This window comes from Bradyrhizobium manausense, from assembly GCF_018130615.1.
Taxonomy (GTDB): domain Bacteria; phylum Pseudomonadota; class Alphaproteobacteria; order Rhizobiales; family Xanthobacteraceae; genus Bradyrhizobium; species Bradyrhizobium manausense_A.
The window spans coordinates 255,703-273,953 of record NZ_JAFCKB010000001.1; the positions used below are offsets into that span (position 1 = coordinate 255,703).

Annotated in this window: 19 protein-coding genes; 12 read left to right on the plus strand and 7 right to left on the minus strand. The window is 64.8% G+C overall.

What is annotated here, in order from left to right; all coding sequences use genetic code 11:
* The first annotated feature begins 400 nt into the window (after positions 1-400).
* The 3 genes from JQ587_RS01230 to JQ587_RS01240 are packed head-to-tail and all read left to right on the plus strand — an operon-like array spanning position 401 to position 3,187.
* A complete protein-coding gene (locus JQ587_RS01230) occupies positions 401-1,105 on the plus strand; it encodes a Tim44/TimA family putative adaptor protein (protein WP_212424176.1) in 705 nt (234 codons plus the stop codon).
* Positions 1,083-2,597 (plus strand): MltA domain-containing protein, encoded by a 1,515-nt coding sequence (gene mltA / locus JQ587_RS01235; RefSeq protein WP_212424177.1) that lies wholly within the window; start codon positions 1,083-1,085, stop codon positions 2,595-2,597. The genes JQ587_RS01230 and mltA overlap by 23 nt, the downstream gene beginning before the upstream one ends.
* Positions 2,594-3,187, plus strand: a complete 594-nt coding sequence (locus JQ587_RS01240) for a Smr/MutS family protein (protein WP_212424178.1) — start codon at positions 2,594-2,596, stop codon at positions 3,185-3,187. Before mltA ends, JQ587_RS01240 begins: the two co-directional genes overlap by 4 nt.
* Positions 3,188-3,271: 84 nt before the next feature.
* Here JQ587_RS01240 and JQ587_RS01245 read toward each other — a convergent pair whose 3' ends face one another.
* The 4 genes from JQ587_RS01245 to hslV form a co-directional block, all read right to left on the minus strand.
* A complete protein-coding gene (locus JQ587_RS01245; protein ID WP_212424179.1) occupies positions 3,272-4,396 on the minus strand; it encodes a hypothetical protein in 1,125 nt (374 codons plus the stop codon).
* 179 nt (positions 4,397-4,575) lie between these two features.
* The gene (gene hslU / locus JQ587_RS01250; RefSeq protein WP_212424180.1) at positions 4,576-5,880 is read right to left on the minus strand and encodes an ATP-dependent protease ATPase subunit HslU; all 1,305 of its coding nucleotides are present in this window, start codon (positions 5,878-5,880) and stop codon (positions 4,576-4,578) included.
* A 53-nt stretch (positions 5,881-5,933) separates the two neighbouring features.
* Positions 5,934-6,539 carry a DUF2585 domain-containing protein gene (locus tag JQ587_RS01255; RefSeq protein ID WP_212302144.1) on the minus strand — a complete coding sequence of 202 codons (606 nt, stop codon included), beginning with the start codon at positions 6,537-6,539 and terminating at the stop codon, positions 5,934-5,936.
* Between the two features lie 181 nt (positions 6,540-6,720).
* The gene (hslV, locus tag JQ587_RS01260; RefSeq protein ID WP_212302145.1) at positions 6,721-7,281 is read right to left on the minus strand and encodes an ATP-dependent protease subunit HslV; all 561 of its coding nucleotides are present in this window, start codon (positions 7,279-7,281) and stop codon (positions 6,721-6,723) included.
* Positions 7,282-7,483: 202 nt separating this feature from the next.
* Between hslV and hisB the strand changes: the two genes are divergently transcribed.
* From hisB to coaA, 7 genes are all read left to right on the plus strand, one after another.
* Complete coding sequence (gene hisB, locus JQ587_RS01265) at positions 7,484-8,077, plus strand: imidazoleglycerol-phosphate dehydratase HisB (protein ID WP_027561673.1); 594 nt, start codon at positions 7,484-7,486, stop codon at positions 8,075-8,077.
* 68 nt (positions 8,078-8,145) lie between these two features.
* Positions 8,146-8,676: a DUF2628 domain-containing protein gene (locus JQ587_RS01270; protein WP_212424181.1), complete on the plus strand. Its 531-nt coding sequence runs from the start codon at positions 8,146-8,148 to the stop codon at positions 8,674-8,676.
* Positions 8,673-9,323, plus strand: coding sequence for an imidazole glycerol phosphate synthase subunit HisH (gene hisH / locus JQ587_RS01275; RefSeq protein WP_212301902.1), 651 nt, complete (start codon positions 8,673-8,675; stop codon positions 9,321-9,323). The genes JQ587_RS01270 and hisH overlap by 4 nt, the downstream gene beginning before the upstream one ends.
* Entirely contained in the window at positions 9,320-10,063 is a 744-nt protein-coding gene (hisA, locus tag JQ587_RS01280) for a 1-(5-phosphoribosyl)-5-[(5-phosphoribosylamino)methylideneamino]imidazole-4-carboxamide isomerase (RefSeq protein WP_212424182.1), read from the plus strand. The genes hisH and hisA overlap by 4 nt, the downstream gene beginning before the upstream one ends.
* Before the next feature lie 3 nt (positions 10,064-10,066).
* Complete coding sequence (hisF, locus tag JQ587_RS01285; RefSeq protein ID WP_212301904.1) at positions 10,067-10,840, plus strand: imidazole glycerol phosphate synthase subunit HisF; 774 nt, start codon at positions 10,067-10,069, stop codon at positions 10,838-10,840.
* Between the two features lie 70 nt (positions 10,841-10,910).
* A complete protein-coding gene (locus JQ587_RS01290) occupies positions 10,911-11,237 on the plus strand; it encodes a phosphoribosyl-ATP diphosphatase (protein ID WP_212301905.1) in 327 nt (108 codons plus the stop codon).
* Positions 11,238-11,325: 88 nt separating this feature from the next.
* Complete coding sequence (gene coaA, locus JQ587_RS01295; protein ID WP_212301906.1) at positions 11,326-12,282, plus strand: type I pantothenate kinase; 957 nt, start codon at positions 11,326-11,328, stop codon at positions 12,280-12,282.
* 140 nt (positions 12,283-12,422) lie between these two features.
* On the opposite strand, the gene JQ587_RS01300 is transcribed toward coaA, so the two are convergent.
* The 3 genes from JQ587_RS01300 to JQ587_RS01310 all read right to left on the minus strand — a co-directional run bounded on the left by JQ587_RS01300 (position 12,423) and on the right by JQ587_RS01310 (position 16,880).
* A complete protein-coding gene (locus JQ587_RS01300) occupies positions 12,423-14,648 on the minus strand; it encodes a PAS domain-containing hybrid sensor histidine kinase/response regulator (RefSeq protein ID WP_212424183.1) in 2,226 nt (741 codons plus the stop codon).
* Positions 14,649-14,770: 122 nt separating this feature from the next.
* Positions 14,771-15,244, minus strand: a complete 474-nt coding sequence (locus JQ587_RS01305; protein WP_212301908.1) for a hypothetical protein — start codon at positions 15,242-15,244, stop codon at positions 14,771-14,773.
* Between the two features lie 97 nt (positions 15,245-15,341).
* Positions 15,342-16,880 (minus strand): YifB family Mg chelatase-like AAA ATPase, encoded by a 1,539-nt coding sequence (locus tag JQ587_RS01310; RefSeq protein WP_212424184.1) that lies wholly within the window; start codon positions 16,878-16,880, stop codon positions 15,342-15,344.
* Positions 16,881-17,099: 219 nt separating this feature from the next.
* Here JQ587_RS01310 and JQ587_RS01315 point away from each other — a divergent pair, with 219 nt between their 5' ends.
* Positions 17,100-17,345 (plus strand): PilZ domain-containing protein, encoded by a 246-nt coding sequence (locus JQ587_RS01315; RefSeq protein ID WP_011083489.1) that lies wholly within the window; start codon positions 17,100-17,102, stop codon positions 17,343-17,345.
* A 104-nt stretch (positions 17,346-17,449) separates the two neighbouring features.
* Entirely contained in the window at positions 17,450-18,232 is a 783-nt protein-coding gene (locus tag JQ587_RS01320; RefSeq protein WP_212424185.1) for a tetratricopeptide repeat protein, read from the plus strand.
* Positions 18,233-18,251: the final 19 nt, after the last annotated feature.

Consider the following 18,251-nt stretch of genomic DNA (forward strand, 5'->3'; position numbering starts at 1 on the left):
TCCTTACCCGATTTGGGCTGAATTTCGCGGCGGTTGGCTAACATAGGGCTGCCTCGTTCCACAAGGACGAACGGCTTCGCGGCGCCGATCCCGGCCGCAACCAGACTTGCAGCCCTTGACCCGCCCCGGACGCCAAATCGCACGTTAAACGCTTGAAGATGCGCGATTTCCGCCCACGATCGGGTTTCCCCTTAAGCATAAAACGCGCTACACTTGCCGCTGTGCCAAAAGGCGCCATTGGCCGGGCCAGATTTCGTGCCTACATCCGGCGGACGTGACGCGCGGGCCTAAATGGTGATGTAGTCTTGCCGTTCGGGTATGGAACGGTCTACTGGCCGGATTGATTTTCCCGGCAACGACCCCAAAGCAGACCTGAGTAAAGACCAGAAAGCGATACGACGTGGACATCTACACCATCATCTTCCTTGCGCTGGCGGTCTTTATCTTCCTGCGGCTGCGCAGCGTGTTGGGACAACGGACCGGCAATGAGCGGCCGCCGTTCGACCGCACGGCGCGCAATGCGCTCGGGAGTGCCCCGGACAAGAACGTCGTGACTATGCCGGGCAAGGTGATCGACCAGCCGCCGTTGGCGCCGACCGCCGAGCCGGCCCCGCCCTCCGACCGCTGGAAGGGCCTGACCGAGCCGGGCACCGCGCTGGCCCAGGGTCTCGATGCCATCGTCGACAAGGATTCCACCTTCGATCCGCGCCATTTCATCTCAGGCGCCCGCGGTGCCTATGAGATGATCGTGCTGGCCTTTGCCAATGGCGATCGCCGCGCATTGCGCGACCTCTTGTCGTCCGAGGTCTATGAGAGCTTCGACGCCGCGATCAAGGACCGCGAGAAGAACGAGCAGAAGACCGAGACGCGCTTCGTCTCGATCGACAAGGCCGAGCTCGTGGGCGCCGAGCTGCGCGACCGTACGGCCCAGCTCACCGTGCGCTTCGTCTCGCAGATGATCTCGGTCACCCGTGACAAGGCCGGCAACATCGTCGACGGCAACGCCGACAAGGTCGCCGACATTACCGACATCTGGACTTTCGCCCGCGACACCACCTCTCGCGATCCGAACTGGAAGCTGGTTGGCACCGGAAGCGCGAATTAAGATCCTTCTGAAGAACAGCGCGACCGCGCTTTGCGCAGGTCTCGTCGTGCTGGCTTCTTTTTCGCTTGGCGCCGAGGCTGCGCGGCGCCACTACCGCAGCCATTATCATCACCTGCCCGATGTGGCTGCGGTTCCTCCGCGGGCCTTGCCCTATCCGCAGCTCCCTCTTCCGTTCGAAATTCCCGCTGCGCAATATCTGCCGCTGATCTGGGCTGACGTGAAGGGCTGGAGCGACGACGACCATCTCGCGGCGTACAAGACCTTTCGCGCCAGCTGCCGTTCGATCAATGCGCAGACCGGCGCGCCCGAGCCCAAGGCACTTGAACTCAAGGCTCTGGGCAGCTCGCTGAGCGAACCCTGCAGGGCCGCCAAATCGCTCGATCTGACCGACGACGCGAAAGCCAAAACGTTCTTCGAGGACAATTTCTCGCCGCTGCGCATCTCGCGTCTCGGCGAGCCCGATGGTTTCGTCACCGGCTATTACGAGCCGGTGCTGGAGGGATCGCGCACGCAGACCGAGGTCTACAACGTCCCGGTCTATCGCCGCCCCTCGAACCTGTTCGTGCGCGGCTACAATCAGGCCTCGGTCAGCTTGCCGAACAAGGGATCGGTCTATCGCAAGATCGGCCGCCGCAAGCTCGTGCCCTATTACGACCGTGGCGAGATCGAGGACGGCAAGATCGCCGGCCGCGGTCTCGAGATCGCCTGGCTGAAGGACCCGACGGATCTTCTGTTCGCCCAGATCCAGGGCTCGGCGCGGATCAAGTTCGACGACGGCGGCACCATCCGCCTCAACTACGATTCCTATAACGGCTATCCCTACACCGCCGTCGGGCGCGTGCTGATCGAGCGCGGCATCATTCCGAAGGAAGAGATGTCGATGCAGAAGATCAGGGAATGGATGGCCCAAAACTCCGACGGTGCCAAGGAGCTGCGGCGCCAGAACCGGTCCTACATCTTCTTCCGCGAGGTCAATCTCTCCGACAAGGACGAGGCGGTCGGGGCGCAGGGCATTCCGCTGACAGCCGGCCGCTCGATCGCGGTCGATAAATCGCTGCATGTCTATGGCACGCCGTTCTTCATCGAGGGTGAGCTGCCGATCGAGTCCGACCGCGCCAAAACCCCGTTCCATCGCCTGATGATCGCGCAGGATACCGGCTCGGCCATCATCGGCCCCGCGCGCGCCGATCTCTATTTCGGTGCCGGTGCTGACGCCGGCCGCGTCTCGGGCCGGCTCCGTCACCCCATGCATTTTGTGATGCTGGTGCCGAAGAGCCTTGATCCGGCGTTGCGCGCGGCGCGATTGCCGGTGCCGGATCCGCGCCCGTCGGAAAAGATCGCAAAGCTGTTTCCGCAGAGCGATCCCGCCAAGGACCCGAAGGGCGAGACCGTCGCCATCGCAGGCCCGGTGCCGTTGCCGGCGCCGCGTCCTGTGATAGAGCCTGTCCGCGAACCGCGCAGGCACATGAAAAGTCGTTCCCACCAGCAATGAAGCGATCGTCCCGTCCGCCCGTGCTGGATCCTCCGCGTCCCTCCCCGCGCCGTCGTGTGCTCACCGACGAAGACCGCGAGCTGTGGGAGCTCGTCGCAAGGCAGGTCAAGCCGCTGCGAAAGCATCGTACGGCCAAGCTGCACAGCGGGCCGCGCGCCGAGCCCGCGCCAGCAATGCCCATTGCCAAGCCCGCGCTGTCGCCGCGGCCCTTGATTGCTGCGCCAGCCCTACGTCCCGCAAAGCCGGCGATCCCGCCGCTGGCCCCGCTCGGCAAGCGCGAGCGCACAAAACTGTCGCGCGGCCGCAGCGAGATCGAGGCGCGGCTCGATCTGCACGGCATGACCCAGATGCGCGCCCATCGCGCTCTCACCGGTTTCCTGCACCGCGCGCATCACGACGGCCTGACCTTCGTGCTCGTCATCACCGGCAAGGGACGGAGCGGCGGCGAAAGCGGCGTGCTCCGGCGCCAGGTGCCGGAATGGCTGAGCCTGCCGGAGTTTCGCGCCTTCGTCGTCGGGTTCGAGGAGGCCGCCATCGGCCACGGCGGCGAGGGCGCGCTTTACGTGCGGATCAGGCGGGCGCGGTTTTAGCGGACCGAGCTAGCTCCGGGCTCCTCTTGATTCTCCCGCTTGCGGGAGAGGGAGCGCACCAGCCGTTTCGCGACATCGTGAAATCTAAAACGGCCGGACGATCCCGACGCGCGGGATCAGGGTGATGATCAAGCCGAAGACATTCGTCTTCTGATCCCCCTCCGGGATCAGCGCTGCCTGCTGTCTTGCCGGCAACATCTTCACGGCATGCAGGATCAGGACCATGCAGACGGCCCAGTTCGAGATCCAGCGCGAATAGTCGAACACCATCGCGAACATCACGAGATAGGCGAGGCTGATTCCGACCAGGGCCGCGATGACGAGCCTGCGGTGGGTCTCGCTTGCGAGCGCGCCGATCAGCTTCGCAAAATAGCGCCACAGCGGCGCGTGCAGCCAGATCAGCAGGGCAAACACGGGCAAGCCGAGGCTGTTGTGCGGCAGCCAGGCCCAGGTGTCCGTAATCTCCTTCGCCAGCGGCTGGTACCAGATGTAGCTGAACTGCAGGAGATCGGTGCGCGAGGGATCGACCATCCGGGTCTTCAGATACGCGACGAAATCGGCTTCCGGGATCGGCATCGTTCCGAGGAATTGCGCGGCGAAGAACAGCGCGGAAACAGCGGCGAGGGCGATGATGCCGACGACGAGATTGCCGCGATTGAGGCCGTGAGCGAAATAATGCCGGGTCACGACGATGGTGATGACCGTCGGCACATACATCAGCAGATGGATGTGGTGGATCAGGACGAGAATGATCGAGAACAGCGCGGCCGTCGCCACGAACAGCAACGAGCCCGCCGGCATCAGCAGCAGGATGATCGCCAGCGCGCAGCCATAGATGTCGAAATGGCCGAGCGTGTGCATGAAGTTTTTCAGGAAGAACGGCGAGCCCGCGATGAAGACGAACAGCGGCAGCGTCTTTTGCGTGAAGCCGAACGTCTTCTGAAACAGTCTTGCGTAGAGCCCGAGCGTTATCAGCCACGTCGTCCCGCCGAGTGCGAACACCAGCCAGACCGGCACCCTGGCCGTGAACAGCGCCACGATCGCCCCGATCAGCGCGCGCTTGATGAAGCCGAAATGGTAGTCAACGAGGAGGTGGACGTAGGGGACGTAGGGCGGCAGCTTGATCTTGTGAATGAACACGCCGACGATGACCGCCACGTTGATCGCGAGCAGCAGCCGCCAGGGGTTTTTCTGGACGCTAGCGAGCATGTGGCACCAGCGGCGCGCCACACTCCGCCGTCGTCCCGGCGAAGGCCGGGACCCATAACCACGAATGTTCGTTTTGAGGCAACGCTGGGGCCGCTATATTTTCTACAATGACCGTCAGGGAGTATTGGTCCCGGCCTTCGCCGGGACGACGCCGGAATCAATAGCGCGGCAGCCCGAAATTACAAAATAAACCGGCTCAAATCCGCGTTCTTGGCGAGGTCGCCGACGTGCTTCTGGACGAAATCGGCATCGACCCGGACGGTCTCGCCGTTGCGGTCGGGGGCGGTGAAGGAGATCTCGTCCAGCACCCGCTCCATCACGGTCTGCAGCCGCCTTGCGCCGATGTTCTCGACGGTGGAATTGACGGCGACCGCGACGTCGGCCAGCGCGTCGACGGCGTCGTCGGTGATGTCTAGCGTGACGCCCTCGGTCTGCATCAGCGCGACGTATTGCTTGATCAGCGAGGCCTCGGGCTCGGTCAGGATGCGGCGCATGTCGTCGCGGGTCAGCGCCTGCAGCTCGACGCGGATCGGCAGGCGGCCCTGCAATTCCGGCAACAGGTCGGACGGCTTGGCGACGTGGAAGGCGCCGGAGGCAATGAACAGGATGTGGTCGGTCTTCACCGCGCCATGCTTGGTCGAGACCGTGGTGCCCTCGATCAGCGGCAGCAGATCGCGCTGCACGCCCTCGCGCGAGACGTCGCCGCCGACACGGCCGTCACGGGCGCAGATCTTGTCGATCTCGTCGAGGAACACGATGCCGTTGTTCTCGACCGCGCTGATCGCCTCCAGCGTCAGCTGATCGGTGTCCAGCAGCTTGTCGGACTCCTCGTTGACGAGGATCTCGTGCGAGCCCTCGACCGTCAGCCGCCGCGTCTTGCTGCGGCCGCCCATCTTGCCAAAGATATCGCCGATCGAGATCGCGCCCATCTGCGCGCCCGGCATGCCCGGGATTTCGAACATCGGCATGCCGCCGCCGGACGACTGGGTCTCGATCTCGATTTCCTTGTCGTTGAGCTCGCCGGCGCGCAGCTTCTTGCGGAACGACTCGCGCGTCGCCGAGCTGGCATTGGCGCCGACCAGCGCATCGAGCACGCGCTCTTCCGCTGCGAGCTGGGCCCGCGCCTGCACGTCCTTGCGCTTCTTCTCGCGCACCTGGGCGATCGCGACCTCGACGAGATCGCGCACGATCTGCTCGACGTCGCGGCCGACATAGCCGACCTCGGTGAACTTCGTCGCCTCGACCTTCAGGAACGGCGCGTTCGCCAGTTTCGCCAATCGTCGTGCAATCTCGGTTTTGCCGACGCCGGTCGGGCCGATCATCAGGATGTTCTTCGGCAGCACTTCCTCGCGCAAGGAGCCGGTGAGCTGCTGCCGGCGCCAGCGGTTGCGCAGCGCGATCGAGACGGCGCGCTTGGCGTCGGCCTGGCCGACGATGAAACGGTCGAGTTCGGAAACGATTTCACGGGGAGAGAAGTCTGTCATGGGACCTTAGCTAGGATTGGAAGCCGGCTGGGACAAGCCGCTTTTTTGGGTCGTCAAATGATCGGCGGACCGGATTGCCATTGCTTCACGGCCTCGATTGGATGGATGAGCATCAGGACGTTGAGCGTCAGATTGTCGCGAATGTGCAGCGCCAGCATGATCTCGAAGGCAAGGCCAAGCGTGACGGTCGCTGCGACAGGCAGCACGCGCGCGGTGAGGAACCCCAGCACCATGAACAGCGTGTCCGACACCGAGTTGACGATGCTGTCGCCGAAATAATCCAGCGAGATCGTGCCGGCGCGGTAACGCTCGATGATGAACGGCGAGTTCTCGACGATCTCCCACGCGCCCTCGATCAGCATCGCGATGATCAGCCGTGCGGGCCAGGTTAAGCGCCGCGAGAACAACAGCCACGTCAGCCCGTAGAACAGGAAGCCGTGCAGCACATGCGAAAAACTGTACCAGTCGGCGATGTGCTGGGAGTTCTCCGAGCTGTTCACCACGCCGTGCCAGAGCTTGACGTAGCCGCAGGTGCAGATCGGCACCCGCCCCATCGCAAACAGGATCGAGGCCTGCAGCGCCAGCAACAGCAGCGCGATGCCGACCCAATAGGTAGCGGGGGTCGCCGTCCTGGCGCTCTTGGCGGGCGGGAGCGTCATGCCCAAGCGGCAGTGTGCTCCCTCTCCCGCTTGCGGGAGAGGGTTGGGGAGAGGGTGTCTCCACTCGCGAGAACCCCCAAGAGGCGAGAGCCCTCACCCGACGCTGCGCGTCGACCTCTCCCGCAGGCGGGAGAGGTTAGACCGAGACCGGGGCTACACTGTTCATCCACAGTTGGATCCTCTATCCGGCCGTCAGCGCTTCGATGGTGACGTTGCGGTTGGTGTAGACGCAGATGTCGGCGGCGATGTCGAGCGAGCGGCGGACGATGGTCTCGGCGTCCTTGTCGGTGTCGATCAGGGCGCGGGCCGCGGCCAGCGCGTAATTGCCGCCGGAGCCGATCGCCATCACGCCAGCCTCGGGCTCGAGCACGTCGCCGGTGCCAGTCAGCACCAGCGAGACGTCCTTGTCGGCCACGATCATCATGGCCTCCAGCCGGCGGAGGTAACGGTCGGTGCGCCAGTCCTTGGCGAGCTCCACGGCCGCCCGGGTCAGCTGCCCCGGGTACTGCTCGAGCTTGGATTCCAACCGCTCAAACAGCGTGAAGGCGTCGGCCGTGGCGCCGGCAAAGCCGCCGATCACGTCGCCCTTGCCGAGTTTCCGGACCTTTTTGGCGTTGGATTTGATCACGGTCTGGCCGATCGAGACCTGGCCGTCGCCGCCGATCACCACCCTGCCACCCTTGCGGACCGTCAAAATCGTGGTGCCGTGCCAGACCGGCGAGCTGTTCTGGGAATCTTGCATCATAACCCTCGTTGTCCGGCCTGATTTAGGCGGTCGGGGCCAAAGGGACAACTGGCGCACAACGGACCGTTCCGGCCTCAAATTCGCTCACCATAGGCAGAAGTAGAGGCCGGCCAGCCGTTCCCGCAGTAGCGAAGGCGTCATTTGACTGTTAAAAGACCGCCGTTTTCGGCCCTCAAGCCAGGATGGAAACCAGCTTTCAATGCGCACCGCGACGATCAAGCGCAAGACCAAGGAAACCGACATCGAGGTCTCCGTGAACCTCGATGGCACCGGCGTGGCCAATATTGCGACCGGCATCGGCTTTTTCGACCATATGCTCGATCTCCTCGCCCGCCATTCCCGCATCGACCTCACGGTCAAGGCGGTGGGCGATCTGCACATTGACTATCACCATACCACCGAAGACACCGGCATCGCGCTCGGCCAGGCGGTCAAGCAGGCGCTCGGCAACATGGCGGGCATCACCCGCTACGCCGGCGTGCACATGCCCATGGACGAGACGCTGTCGCGCGTGGTCATCGACATTTCGGGCCGCCCGTTCCTGGTGTTCAAGGCCGACTTCCCCCGCGACAAGATCGGTGAGTTCGACACCGAGCTGGTGCGTGAGTGGTTCCAGGCCTTCGCCATCAACGCCGGCGTGACTCTGCACGTCGAGACCTTATATGGCGATAACAGCCACCATATCGCCGAGTCCTGCTTCAAGGGCCTGGCGCGGGCGCTGCGCACCGCCGTTGCGATCGATCCCAAGGCGGCGGGCGAGATCCCGTCCACCAAGGGCTCGCTCGGCGGCTGACATCCCGTCTTGGTGGCCAGGCGTTGCCTGCGGCTATCTACTCAATTCTCGAGCACGGGGCATCGAAAATGCCTGTCTACACAGTTCATGCTCCTACCCCAGGCGGGGCCGATCTGCGCGCGACCGACAAGTTCGTGTTCGTGCGCGACGGCTTCCATTTCTGGGCGATGATCTTCGGCCCGGTCTGGCTGCTCTGGAACAGGCTTTGGCTCGCCCTGATCGGCTGGATCGTCTTTCTCGCCGCGTTCGATGCGGGGCTGCATAGCCTCGGCGTCGGCCGCAGATCGATCTTCTTCGCCAACGTCATCGTCGCCCTGCTGATGGGGTTCGAGGCCTCGAGCCTGCGCCGCTGGACGCTGTCGCGCGGCAAGTGGCGGCAGCTCGACGTCGTCGTCGCCGATGATGAGGATACCGCCGAGCGGCGCTTCTTCGAGCGCTGGAGCCAGAAGCAACGCGGCATCGTCAACGATCAATGGGCCGTCGATCGCGGCGGCCCGCCGCCGACCCGCAACGTGCCGGGTCAGCAATTTTCGAATCCGCCGCCGATTCCGGCCGGCGGCATCATTGGATTATTTCCAGAACCGGGAGGGTCAAGATGAGCGTCGCCATCATCGATTACGGTTCCGGGAATCTGCATTCCGCCGCCAAGGCGTTTGAGCGTGCCGCGCGCAGCCTGGAGAATCCGCAGAAGGTGTTCGTCACCAGCGATCCGGACCAGGCCTACAGCGCCGACCGTCTGGTGTTGCCGGGCGTCGGCGCCTTCGCCGATTGCCGGCGCGGTCTCGATGCCGTCAACGGCATGGTCGAAGCGATCACCGAAGCCGTGCGCGTCAAGGCGCGGCCGTTCTTCGGCATCTGCGTCGGCATGCAGCTGATGGCGAGCCGCGGCAAGGAACACGTGGTCACCGAAGGGCTGAACTGGATCGGCGGCGACGTCGAGAAGATCACGCCGCGCGACGAGAGCCTGAAGATTCCGCACATGGGCTGGAATACGCTCGACGTGCTGAAGGAGCATCCGGTGCTGAACAAGCTGTCGCTCGGCCCCAAGGGCCAGCACGCTTATTTCGTGCACTCCTATCACCTCAACGCCGCCCATGAAGCGGACGTGCTCGCGCGCGCCGACTATGGTGGTCCCGTCACCGCGATCGTCGCGAAAGACACCGCCATCGGCACGCAGTTTCACCCCGAGAAGAGCCAGCGTTTTGGCCTGGCCCTGATCTCGAACTTTTTGCGATGGAAACCGTGATTCTCTTTCCTGCCATCGACCTCAAGACCGGCCAGTGCGTGCGCCTCGAGCAAGGCGACATGGCGCGCGCGACCGTGTTCAACCTCAATCCAGCCGCGCAGGCGCAGAGCTTCGCCGAGCAGGGCTTTGAGTATCTCCACGTCGTCGATCTCGACGGCGCCTTCGCCGGCAAGCCGGTGAATGCGCCGGCCGTCGAGGCGATGCTGAAGACGATCAAGATCCCGGTGCAGCTCGGCGGCGGCATTCGCGATCTCGCGACCGTCGAAGCCTGGCTGGAGAAGGGCATCACTCGCGTCATCATCGGCACGGCCGCGGTGCGCGATCCGGAGCTGGTGAAGGCCGCGGCGAAGAAATTCCCCGGCCGTGTTGCGGTCGGCCTCGACGCCCGTGACGGCAAGGTCGCCGTCGAAGGCTGGGCCGAGACGTCGCAAGTCACGGTGCTCGAGATCGCAAAGCGGTTCGAGGATGCCGGTGTTGCCGCCATCATCTTCACCGACATCGCGCGCGACGGCCTGCTGAAAGGCCTGAACCTGGACGCGACCATCGCGCTTGCCGACGCCATCTCGATTCCCGTGATTGCCTCCGGCGGTCTTGCCTCGATCGAGGACGTGAAGGCGATGCTGACGCCGCGGGCGAAAAAGCTCGCCGGTGCGATCGCCGGCCGCGCGCTCTACGACGGCCGGCTCGATCCGGCTGCCGCCCTCACCTTGATCCGCGATGCACGCGCGCCTGGGAGCTGACACATGTTCAAGGTGCGCGTGATCCCCTGCCTCGACGTCAAGGACGGCCGCGTCGTCAAGGGCGTCAACTTCGTCGACCTCAGGGATGCCGGCGATCCCGTCGAAGCCGCGATCGCCTATGATGCCGCCGGCGCCGACGAGCTGACCTTCCTCGACATCACCGCGACCCATGAGAACCGCGGCATCATGCTGGACGTGGTCCGGCGCACCGCGGAGGCCTGCTTCATGCCGGTGACCGTCGGCGGCGGGGTGCGCGAGGTCAACGACATCAAGACGCTGCTGCGCGCCGGCGCCGACAAGGTCTCGATCAACAGCGCCGCGGTGTCGCGGCGCGAGTTCGTCAAGGAAGCTGCCGAGAAGTTCGGCGAGCAGTGCGTCGTCGTCGCGATCGACGCCAAGCGGGTCAAGCGCCCGGGCGGCGATCGCTGGGAGATTTTCACCCATGGCGGCCGCAACTCGACCGGCATCGACGCCATCGAATATGCCCAGGAAGTGGTCTCGCTCGGGGCGGGTGAAATCCTGCTCACCTCGATGGACCGCGACGGCACGCGGCAGGGCTTTGACATCCCGCTGACCCGGGCGATCGCCGACAGCGTCCCCGTTCCCGTGATTGCCTCGGGCGGCGTCGGCAATCTCGACCACCTCGTCGACGGGATCCGGGATGGGCGTGCCACCGCCGTGCTGGCGGCTTCGATCTTCCATTTCGGGGAGTTCACCATCCGCGAAGCCAAGGAGCACATGGCCCGGCGCGGACTGCCCATGCGCCTGGATGCCTGACGACTCCCGTTCTGAATAATGCTAGAAAGAGGCCTGCGGGCTTCTAGGCTTATGTTTCTGAGTATTCCGTATGCCGCGTTTCACCATCCACGATCTCGCCGAGACCATCGATGCCCGCGCGGCCTCCGGTGGCGAGGCCTCCTATACCCGCAAGCTTCTCGACAAGGGCGCCGAACATTGCGCCAAGAAGTTCGGTGAGGAAGCAGTCGAAACCGTAATCGCAGCAGTCGAAAACGATCGCGCGCATCTGATCGCCGAGGGTGCCGACCTGCTCTATCACTTCCTTGTGCTGCTCAAGGCGCGCGGCGTAAAACTAGAAGAAGTGGAAGCGGCGCTGGACAAGCGCACGAATATGTCTGGGTTGGAAGAGAAAGCGTCTCGCAAGAGCGGCAGCTAGAGGGTTTGTTTGAGCATGATCTGTTCGGAAAACCGCGTCACACGTTTCCGGATCATGCTGTCGTCCTCTTAACGGAGTAAGTCGCGTCATGGATATCCGCGCACCCGAGCAGCAATATAATCCATACCGCGTCTATTCGCGCGAAGAGTGGGCGCGACTGCGTGACGATACACCGATGACGCTGGAGCCCGGCGAGTTCGACCGGTTGCGCTCGCTGCACGACCGGCTCGATCTCAAGGAGGTCGAGGACATCTATCTGCCGCTGTCGCGCCTGCTCTCGATCTATGTCGATGCGATGCAGCGCCTGTATTACGCGGAACGCCAGTTCCTCAACATCCGTGACCGCAAGATGCCTTACATCATCGGCGTCGCCGGCTCGGTTGCGGTTGGAAAGTCCACCACGGCCCGCGTGCTCCAGGCGCTGCTGGCGCGCTGGTCGCCGCGGCCGAAGGTCGAGCTGATCACCACCGACGGATTTCTTTACCCGAAGGCCCTGCTCGAGCAGCAAGGCATCCTGCAGAAGAAGGGCTTTCCGGAGAGCTACGACCTGCCGCTGCTGCTGAACTTCCTGTCCGACATCAAGTCGGGCCGCCGCCATGTGCGCTCGCCGGTCTATTCGCATCTGACCTACGACATCGTGCCGAACGAATGGGCCGAGATCGACCAGCCCGATATCCTGATCGTCGAGGGCGTCAATGTGCTGCAGACCGGCAAGCTGCCGCGTGACGGCAAGGCGGTGCCCGTGGTCTCCGACTTCTTCGACTTCTCGGTCTATATCGATGCCGACGAGGCGGCGCTGCGGCGCTGGTACATCAAGCGCTTCCTGGCGCTGCGCGATACCGCGTTCACCAATCCAAAATCCTACTTCAACCGCTATGCGCTGTTGTCGGACGATGAGGCCACCGCCACGGCCACCGCGATCTGGGAGCGCACCAACCTCGCCAATCTCGAGGATAACATCTTGCCGACGCGGCCCCGCGCGACGCTGATCCTGAAGAAGGGCGCGGACCATGCGGTGGAGAGCGTAGCGCTCAGAAGGTTGTAGGCATCAGTCTCGGAGGGTGGAGCACGGTTGCACCCACATCGTCATTGCGAGCGCAGCGAAGCAATCCGGAGTCTTTCCGCGGAGGCAGTCTGGATTGCTTCGTCGCAAGGGCTCCCCGCAATGACGGCGGAAAGACCTTCCTACACCGCGATCTGCCTTGACGACGCAAGCCCCGCCAGCGCTTCGTCCAGCTTCTCGCGATCGAGCGGCTTGACCAGAAATCCGTTCATCCCGGCTTCGAAGCAAGCGTAGCGATCTTCCACCAGCGTGTTCGCGGTGAGCGCCAGGATCGGCGTGCGGTGACGGCCGGTGGCGGCCTCGTGGGCGCGGATGCGTTTTGTGGCTTCGATGCCGTCGAGCTCCGGCATCTGGATGTCCATCAAAACCAGGTCATAGGGCGTGCCCGCGGAGTTGGCCGCGAGCCAGGATTCCAGCGCAGCCTCGCCATGGACCGCGAGGACGACGCGATGGCCAAGCTTGGTCAGCAGCGATCGCATCAGCAGCGCATTGATCTCGTTGTCTTCGGCGACGAGGATCGAGAGGCCCCCAGGGGACGTTTTGACCGCAGCCGGCTCGACAGGCTCCGGCGCGAGATCGGGCGAGGGGACGTCCGGCGTCAGCGCCAGGCGCGCGGCGAGCGAGGCTGCGCGCAGCGGCTTCACCAGGAAGCCGGTGAAGGCTGGTGAGAGCTTGTCGTGACGCGAGCTCGGCGTCAGCAGCACGAGCCGCTGCGTCGCGTGGGCGCGGGCGACTTCGCCCAGGCGATCGGTGAGTGACGCACCGAGTGCGCGGTCGATCAGCACCGCATGCCAGGAGCGCTCCGGCAGCAGCGCCTCGGCCACGGCCGCATCCGCGGCCAGGCAGGTCTGGGCACCCCAGCGTTCCAGCCGTCGCGCGATCAGGGACGCTTCGATGCCGCCGGCCACCAGCAGGATCGACTTGCCGGCGAGGTCCGGACTCGGGAACGTCGTTTGTCCAGCGTGGCCTTGCGAGGGCGCGAGCGGAATTGCGACCTCGAAGGTCGAGCCTCTGCCGGGCTCGCTCTCCAGCGTGATGCGCCCGCCCATGCGCTTGACGATGCGTTCGCTGATGGCAAGGCCAAGCCCGGTGCCGCCATAGGTGCGGGCGACGCGGTCGTCGGCCTGCTCGAATTCGCGGAAGATGCGCGATTGCGCCTCGGGCGCGATCCCGATGCCGGTGTCGCGCACCAGAAAGCTGATCTGGTTCGGCCAGATGCCGGGCTCGACGATGAGGGCCACGCCGCCGGTCGCGGTGAATTTGATGGCGTTGCCGGCGAGATTGAGCAGCACCTGGCGCAGCCGGGCGGCATCACCTGTGACCTCGAGCGGCAATCGCTCGTCGACATAGGCCGCGATCTCGAGCTTCTTGGCCTGCGCGCGCGGCGCCAGCAGCTCGGTAATTTCCTCGATCAGGGTCGAGAGTGCAAAGGGACGCTGGTCGAGATCGAGCTTGCCGGCTTCGATCTTGGAATAGTCGAGCAGTTCCTCGATCAACGCCATCAGCGCTTCGCCGGAGGTCTTCACGGCCCGGGCGTAGGTCGTCTGTTCCGGCGTCAGGGTGGTGTCGAGCAAGAGCCCACCCATGCCGATGATGCCGTTCAGGGGCGTGCGGATCTCGTGCGAGGCCATCGCGAGGAAGCGGGATTTGGCGCGGTTGGCGGCGTCGGCCTGGTCGCGGGCGTCCGATAACGCGCGTTCAGTCTCGGTGCGGTCGGTGACGTCGCGTCCGACGCTCTGCAGTTCGGCGGGCTGGCCGGCATCGTGTCGCACAAACCCCTCGCGCCAGGCGATCCAGCGCGCGCCGAGTGGAGTGGAGATCCGCTGGTCGTGGATGCGCGTGCCGTTGCTCTCGCGCGCGCTGTCGCCCTGCTCCAGCACGTCGAAGTCAAACCGCGTGCCGACCAGCGCTCTGCGCGCCTGTCCGGCCAGCGCGCAATAGGCGTCATTGACGAAGGTGATGCGGCCCTGATGGTCGCGCAGCACGATCAGGTCGCCCTGTGATTCGAACAGGTTGCGGGCCCGCTCTTCGGCCTCCTTCAGCTCCCAATTGCGGTCGATCAGCGCATCATTGTGAGCGGCGAGCTTGCGCATCCGCTTGTTGACGAAGCGCAGCCGCATGCTGAGCGTGGCAAGGCCAAGACAGGCCAGCGCGAACAGGAAGCTCGCGCCGATCGCAAACGCGTTGGGATCGTAGCCTGAATTCGGCGCGCGGCTGCCGGTGACGAAGCCATAGGCGCCGCCGAACGTCGCCGAGAAGATCATGAAGGAGCGGATCGCGAAGGCAATTCGGGGGTGCTGTCGCCTGAAGCGGCGCATGCGCACCTTGATCCGGAACGTCCGACCCATCGCCACCGACCCCGACTCTTGAACAGAAACCCGCCGCCTTGTGCGACGATGTCTCCCCCACCTTGCGAACAGCTTGAGACCTTGCAGCGGCCTCCAAACAGGGTTGACGGGGTGTTAACGCGTCAGAGCGAGGCAGCCTGGAGGGGGAGTGGGCGACGACCGCCATGGGCGCCGACGATCAGCGCCGCGGCCTCGCGCTGCGAGAACGTTTTCGAGCGCACAAAGATGCGGTAATCGGCCGGGCCATCGGTGGAGAGATAGATGACGGGGCCACCGTCGACCGGCTGCGCGGCAATCGTGACGAGACGTGTCGCCGGATTCGCTTGGCAGGACTCGGTTTCGGAGCCGAGACCATCGTCCACCACCGCGAAGTCCGCGGCATCCGCATCGTCGGTGATCTGAACCCGCACCGTGGCCCGCGATGGATCGTCGGTGAAGGCGACATGGACACCGGCCGTCCAGAACAGGGATGTCAGCTCGACCGAGGTATCGCCGAGGGCGATGCAGGGATGCGAGACCGATCCGATCTCGCCGCGGGCGAACACCGCAGCCGCCAACAGGGGAACCACCGAGGCCAGGATCTTGAAACGCAACATGACACGCTACTCGCCGGGCCCTTACTGGAACTTGTGGGCCTTATGGTTTGCAGAGCGTAAAGGAAACTCGTTACCGCCGGGTTGATGCGCGTTCACATCACGCCAGCTGGCGTACATCCTCTGCGAGTGCGCGGTAGGACAGTGCTTCGGCGAGATGCAGCCGACCGATCTTCTCGGTGCCGTCGAGGTCGGCGAGCGTGCGCGCCACCCGCAGCACGCGATGATAGCCGCGCGCCGACAGCCGCATGGTCTCGGCGGCGTCGCGCAGCAGCTTTTGTCCCTGCGCGTCCGGCTTAGCGATGTCTTCCAGCACGGATGCCGGCGCCTCGGCATTGGTGCGGACCCGCGGCAGGCCTGCATTGGCGTAGCGCGCGAGCTGGATGTCGCGCGCCGCTGCGACGCGCGCGGCGACTTCGGCCGAGCCTTCCGTCGGCGGCGGCAGGATCAGGTCCGCCGCGGTCACGGCTGGGACTTCGATGCGCAGATCAATGCGATCCATCAACGGACCGGAGATGCGTGCCTGGTAGTCGCCGGTGCAGCGGTCGACGCGGCCGCGCTTGCAGGCATAGCCGGGCTCGAACGCATTGCCGCAGCGACAGGGATTCATCGCCGCGACCAGCATGAAGCGCGCCGGATAAGTCACGCGGTGGTTGGCGCGGGAGACCGAGACCTCGCCGTTCTCCAAGGGCTGGCGCAGCGAATCCAGCACGCGCGGTTCGAATTCCGGCAGCTCGTCGAGGAACAGCACGCCCTGATGCGCCAGCGAAATCTCGCCGGGCTTTGCCCGCATGCCGCCGCCGGTGAGCGCGGCCATGCTGGCGGAATGATGCGGTGAGCGGAACGGTCGCCGCGAGGTCAGCGCGCCACCTTCGATCTCGCCGGCAACGGAGGCGATCATCGAGACTTCGAGCAATTCGCTCGGCGACAGCGGCGGCAGGATCGAGGGCAGGCGTGCCGCCAGCATCGATTTGCCGGCCCCCGGCGCGCCGATCATCAGGAGGTGATGGCCGCCGGCGGCCGCGATCTCCAGCGCGCGCTTGGCGCTCTCCTGGCCCTTGATGTCGCGCAGATCGAGCGGCGACGCGGCTGCCTCGTGGACTTTCGGCACGGGCCGCGACAGCACTTGCGTGCCTTTGAAATGATTGGCGATCTGAATCAGCGAATGCGCGGCGACGATCTGGATGTCCGGGCTCGCCCAGGCCGCTTCCGAGCCGCAGGCGGCGGGGCAGATCAAGCCTTCCTCGCGCACATTGGCACCGAACGCGGCGGGAAGAACGCCGGCGACGGGTGCGATCGAGCCGTCGAGGCCGAGTTCGCCGAGCACGGTGAAGCCGGTCAGCGCATCCGGCGGGATGGCGCCGATCGCCGCCATCAGCCCGAGCGCAATCGGCAGGTCGTAATGGCTACCTTCCTTCGGCAGGTCGGCGGGCGCGAGATTGACGGTGATCCGCCGCGCCGGCAGCGCCAGTCCCGAAGCGATCAGTGCCGAGCGGACCCGCTCGCGCGCCTCCGACACCGCCTTGTCGGGAAGCCCTACGATGGCGAACGCCGGCAGGCCGGGCGCAACCTGCACCTGCACGTCGACCGCGCGGGCCTCGATCCCCTCAAAGGCGACTGTCGAAACCCGCTGAACCATGCCTGCCCCCTCGCACAATCGAGGGTAGCAGACGGAGATAACCCTGACAAGAACAATACGGGAACGAAAATGAGGGGGGTCGCACCCCCTAACCAATCGTAAACAGGGTCCCGACACTACGCCTCGAATGCGAGCGGCTCTCCTCAGCACATTCCAACGAATGTCCGCTACTCCTAGAGGTGCGGGATGGGCCGTGATCTAACGGGTGAAGAATTCAAAATGCTTGCAAATCGCCGCAGAAGCGAACGACGGGTGTGCAGCCGGCTTGCCAAGATTCATTTCGGCGCGGGCTCGTTGCCACGGGACTGCACGATCACGGATATCTCCGACGGTGGCGTGAAGGTCGTGGCGGAGTTTCTGGAAGTGCCGCCGCAATTCACCATCATCTTCGCGCCGGACTATTCGCGTCAGTGCCGCCTGCGCTGGCGCATCGGCTGCGAGTTCGGTGCCGAATTTACCGACTGAGCGCGCAAACGATAACAATCGAGTCGCGAGCACCGCGTCCTTAACCGGACTTTAGCGTTAATAGGCAAAGCATCTCTGATCAGTCCGCCGGCGGTGATCAGAGTATGTCCAAGCGTTCGTTCCTTGCCCCTTCCCCGGCGAGATTCCTGCTTCCCGCGATGGCGGTGCTGGCGCTCGGCGGCTGCCAGACCACGAGCCTGGAGGACGTGACCGGCGCGCTCGGTGTGAGCAGCAAGCCGGAGCCTGCTGCGACGGCGGATGCCAGGCCGGATATGGACGCCCTGCGCGAACGTTATCGCGCCAAGCCCGGTGATCCCAACATCGCCCTCGACTACGGCAAGGCCCTGCGCGAGACCGGCCAGCACGCCCAGGCGGTCGCGGTGATGGAGCAGGCCGTGATGGTCCATCCCAGCAACAAGGCGCTGCTCGCCGGCTACGGCCGCGCGCTCGCCGACAATGGCAATTTCCAGCAGGCCTTCGATGTGCTGAGCCGCGCGCATACGCCTGAGGATCCCGACTGGCGCATCCTGTCGGCGCAGGGCGCGGCGCTCGACCAACTCGGCCGCAACGAGGAAGCGCAGCAATATTATGCGACGGCGCTGAAGATCGTGCCGGACGAGCCGCAGGTTTTGTCCAATCTCGGCCTGTCCTATGTGCTGCAGAATAATCTGTCGAAGGCCGAACAGGTGCTCGGCCGCGCCTATCAGCGCAATCAGAACAATGTGCGGGTCCGTGCCAATCTCGCGCTCGTGCTGGGATTGCAGGGCCGTCAGGCCGAGGCTGAAATCCTCGTGAAGGCCGATCTGCCGCCGGATCAGGCGGCGGCAAAGGTCGCGGCGCTGCGCGAGCTGCTGTCGAAGAAACAACAGCAGCGGGCCGAGAAGTAATCACCCGCCGCTGAGAGTC

Coding starts and splice junctions, on each gene's coding strand:
- JQ587_RS01240 (WP_212424178.1), top strand. CDS start 2,594: ATGAAGCGATCGTCCCGTCCGCCCGTGCTGGATCCTCCGCGTCCCTCC.
- JQ587_RS01245 (WP_212424179.1), bottom strand. CDS start 4,396: ATGCTCGCTAGCGTCCAGAAAAACCCCTGGCGGCTGCTGCTCGCGATC.
- hslU (WP_212424180.1), bottom strand. CDS start 5,880: ATGACAGACTTCTCTCCCCGTGAAATCGTTTCCGAACTCGACCGTTTC.
- JQ587_RS01255 (WP_212302144.1), bottom strand. CDS start 6,539: ATGACGCTCCCGCCCGCCAAGAGCGCCAGGACGGCGACCCCCGCTACC.
- hslV (WP_212302145.1), bottom strand. CDS start 7,281: ATGCAAGATTCCCAGAACAGCTCGCCGGTCTGGCACGGCACCACGATT.
- hisB (WP_027561673.1), top strand. CDS start 7,484: ATGCGCACCGCGACGATCAAGCGCAAGACCAAGGAAACCGACATCGAG.
- JQ587_RS01270 (WP_212424181.1), top strand. CDS start 8,146: ATGCCTGTCTACACAGTTCATGCTCCTACCCCAGGCGGGGCCGATCTG.
- hisH (WP_212301902.1), top strand. CDS start 8,673: ATGAGCGTCGCCATCATCGATTACGGTTCCGGGAATCTGCATTCCGCC.
- hisF (WP_212301904.1), top strand. CDS start 10,067: ATGTTCAAGGTGCGCGTGATCCCCTGCCTCGACGTCAAGGACGGCCGC.
- JQ587_RS01290 (WP_212301905.1), top strand. CDS start 10,911: ATGCCGCGTTTCACCATCCACGATCTCGCCGAGACCATCGATGCCCGC.
- coaA (WP_212301906.1), top strand. CDS start 11,326: ATGGATATCCGCGCACCCGAGCAGCAATATAATCCATACCGCGTCTAT.
- JQ587_RS01300 (WP_212424183.1), bottom strand. CDS start 14,648: ATGGGTCGGACGTTCCGGATCAAGGTGCGCATGCGCCGCTTCAGGCGA.
- JQ587_RS01305 (WP_212301908.1), bottom strand. CDS start 15,244: ATGTTGCGTTTCAAGATCCTGGCCTCGGTGGTTCCCCTGTTGGCGGCT.
- JQ587_RS01310 (WP_212424184.1), bottom strand. CDS start 16,880: ATGGTTCAGCGGGTTTCGACAGTCGCCTTTGAGGGGATCGAGGCCCGC.
- JQ587_RS01315 (WP_011083489.1), top strand. CDS start 17,100: ATGCTTGCAAATCGCCGCAGAAGCGAACGACGGGTGTGCAGCCGGCTT.
- JQ587_RS01320 (WP_212424185.1), top strand. CDS start 17,450: ATGTCCAAGCGTTCGTTCCTTGCCCCTTCCCCGGCGAGATTCCTGCTT.